The organism is Actinotalea ferrariae CF5-4 (genome assembly GCF_000603945.1).
Taxonomy (GTDB): Bacteria; Actinomycetota; Actinomycetes; order Actinomycetales; family Cellulomonadaceae; genus Actinotalea; species Actinotalea ferrariae.
The window spans coordinates 1-3,186 of the sequence record NZ_AXCW01000353.1 but is presented as its reverse complement, the minus strand read 5'-3'; the positions used below and the strand labels follow the sequence as shown (position 1 = coordinate 3,186).

Below are 3,186 nucleotides of genomic sequence, written 5' to 3'. Positions count from 1 at the left end.
GCCGGTGGATCAGGGCTGAGTCGACGTCGTCACCGGGCCCCGGACACCCCACCCGCGCAGATCGCGTCGCCGGCCGCACCCTGGCGGCGTGCCGCGATGGAACGGCGCGCCCCGTCCGAGCTCCGACGGCGGCGCGAGGGCTGTCGGCCGCCACCGACGACTCTGCTCCTTCACAGGATCTGCCGGATCAGGACGATCGCGATGACGAGCCACAGAGCCAGGTCGAGCGGGTGCGGCCGAGTGAGCCAGCTCGCCGTCCAGTCAGACGGTCTGCCGGCCGACGTCCATCTCCTGTGGCTCCAGGCGGAAGCAACCATGCGCGGGACCTGGCTCAGGGAGAAGGCATAGAAGACGAGGGACGACGCGACGCCGGCCACCATGATCACAGGCGCCTCGTAGAGCGGGTAGAGAAGGAGGGCCAGGAGCATGATCGGGCCGCCGATCACCACGCCGACGAGGACCGCCATGCGTGCAGCCCCGTACCGGAGATCGATGCGAGAGGGCTGGTCGAAGGCCTTGTCGACGACCTCGCGCGCTACTGACGAACGGCTTCGGCCTGCGACACGGTGGCCGAGGGCCGTGAACACGACGACATGGATCGCCATGTAGATCGCCCGCATACCTGACTTCCCTCTCGTGGTCCCCGTGTGGGCCGGAGGGGCCGAGTATGGAGGCTGTCGCGGCTCGGCCTGGTGACGACACGGCGACCCGGTTCCGGGAACGGCAGGCGTTGCATGGACAGCTCCCCCAGAGTCGTCGCTCGATCTCTCCGGTCAGCCGGGCGGGCCCTCGAGCCGCGCCTGCGGCGTCCCGGTCCACGCGGCGGTGAACAGCGCGGCGGGGTTCTCCGTGAGCAGGCCGCGGGCGAGCTGCTCGTCCACGCCCGCAGCCACGAGCCGGGCGACGAACGCCGTGGGGACGTACGTCAGCCCGGTGCCGCCGTTGCGGGCCCACTGGACCTTCAGGCCGACGTCGTGGGACAGGAGGAGCTGACCGGCGTAGCCGTCCTCCACCAGGCCGGCGACCGCCGCCGTCGTGTCCGCCACGGAGGGCGACTCCCCCTCCCCCGGGTAGTTCAGGGCCATCGCGATCATGTCGAAGCCGAGCCACACGCCGCGGTCGGCGATCTCCCGCTGGTAGCCCGTGTCCCTGCCCGACGGGTCCATGTGGCACAGGACGACGGCCCGCGGGTCCACCCCGTGCTCGGCCACGACGTCGAGCACCTCATGCCCCCGCCGCTGCCACCCGGGCAGGTGGACGAACAGCGGCAGCCCGGTCCGGACCTGGGCGAGGCACGCCGCGACCAGGGTGGCCCGCTCGGCGGGCGTGAAGTCCAGCCCGACACCGATCTCCCCGATCGAGCCGACCCCGACCCGTGTGCCGTCGCGCAGCAGGACTCCCTCGCGGATCTCCCCCACCAGCTCCGAGGTCATCGCGGCGACGTCGTCGTCGGTGAACTGCCGCTCGTCGCCGTGCGAGAGGCACCAGCCGCCGGCCATCACCACCTGCAGGCCGGTCCGGCGGGCGAGCTCCCGCAGGGCGGTCGGGTGGCGCTCCGGACCGGTGCTGCTGTCGACGACAGTCCGGCCGCCGACCGCCCGGAACGCGGCGACCTCCTCCGCCACCTCGGCGATCATCTCGGCGTCGATCCGGACGTTGTCGCGGTTGCCGTACGGGTCCTCGCGCAGCGCCGCGGCGATCCGCGGGGTGACCGGCACGTCGACGAGCTCGAGCAGGTGCGGGTCGGACGGCAGGTGGAAGGCATCCGAGAGGTCCCCGAACAGGTGCTCGTGGGTCAACGTCACGCCGAGCTCGTCCGCCCGGACCGGTCCGGTGACCGTCTGGACCATGACAGGGCCGTCCACGCGGGACGGTGCCGTGCCGCTGGGCTCCGACGTCGTCATCGGTCCTCCTGGAGCGCTCGGTGTGCTGCGTGGCCGGGACGCTACACCTCGGCCTGGGGTCCCGCGGCGGCGGGGCCTCCGCGACGGCACGCTCTGGACGACGTGCTCTGGACCGCCTGGCTCCGGGGACACGCCCCCGGCTCAGGCGCCGGCGGGGCTCTGGCTGCGCAGGTACCGCGCGTCGTCGTTGACGTAGGCGTAGTAGAAGCCGACGAGCAGGCCGCCGCCGACGTAGTTGCCCAGCAACGCGATCCCGATGTTCGCGGTGGCGAGCCCGAGGTCGATGCCCTCGCGCATCCCCACGATCGCGAAGAGCACGGTGTTCGCCACCGAGTGCTCGAGGCCCAGGAACGCGAAGACGAACACCGAGGCGATCATGACGAGGCTCTTGGTGAGGTCGTCCTTGATGAGGCCGTTGTAGACGAGCAGCATCGCCATATTGATCATGAAGTTGCACAGGATCGCCCGGACGAGGAGGTCGGTCCAGCCCGTCGGCCCGTCGCTGATGAAGGCCAGCTTGTGCTCGACGGAGGCCTGCATCTCCAGGAGAGCGGCGCCGTCGGCGACGGTGCTGAACCGCACGAACGCCGCCACGAGCAGGCCACCGAGCAGGTTCCCGAGGTAGCAGAGCGTGAGGAGGCGGAACGCCTTGAGCCAGGTGGTGCGCCGGTAGTAGGCGCCGATCGACACGATCATCATGTTGGACGTGAGCAGCTCGGACTTCGAGTAGTAGATGAAGACGAGCGCCCAGCCGAACGTGAGGGCCCCGGCGATGTGGCCGAGGGTGCGCAGGTCGCCGCCGTCCGCGGTGGCGACCGCGGCGAACGCCGTGACCACCGCGTAGTGCGTGGCGTACAGGACGCCGATGAGGATCCCGGCCATGACGGCCCGCTGGACGTAGCGACGGGCGAGGTGCCCCGACATCTCCGTCTTGGTGTCGAGCGCCTCGAGCACGGTGCTGATGAACTGCTTGCCCGGGAAGAGCTGGTGGGGGTCGGCGGCCACGCCCGCAACGATCCCACGGAGCACCCCCGGCGTTGACCAGCACGAGCAGGACCGGCAGGGTCGTGGCGGGCCTCCTCGTGCCCGACCGCAGCCACGCCGCACCGCCCGGCCGGTGCGCCCGACCCTCCGGAGCAGGATGCCCGACCCCTCACCGTCCGACGGCCCCGGCGGCACCACGCAGATCGACGTGCCCACGCGCCACGGCACGGCGCGTGCCCACCTCGACGCGCCCGGGCGGCCGGCGCGCGGCGCCCTCGTCCTCGGCCACGGCGCGGGG

General features: G+C 71.8%; 3 protein-coding genes. All 3 read right to left on the bottom strand.

The window, feature by feature from the left end; genetic code table 11:
- Window positions 1-170: 170 nt before the first annotated feature.
- Window positions 171-620 (bottom strand): hypothetical protein, encoded by a 450-nt coding sequence (locus N866_RS17615; RefSeq protein ID WP_034229020.1) that lies wholly within the window; start codon window positions 618-620, stop codon window positions 171-173.
- Window positions 621-773: 153 nt separating this feature from the next.
- On the bottom strand, window positions 774-1,904 hold the full coding sequence (locus tag N866_RS17610) for a phosphotriesterase family protein (RefSeq protein ID WP_216699483.1): 1,131 nt from the start codon (window positions 1,902-1,904) through the stop codon (window positions 774-776).
- A 141-nt stretch (window positions 1,905-2,045) separates the two neighbouring features.
- Window positions 2,046-2,909, bottom strand: a complete 864-nt coding sequence (locus tag N866_RS17605) for a formate/nitrite transporter family protein (RefSeq protein ID WP_034229017.1) — start codon at window positions 2,907-2,909, stop codon at window positions 2,046-2,048.
- Window positions 2,910-3,186: the final 277 nt, after the last annotated feature.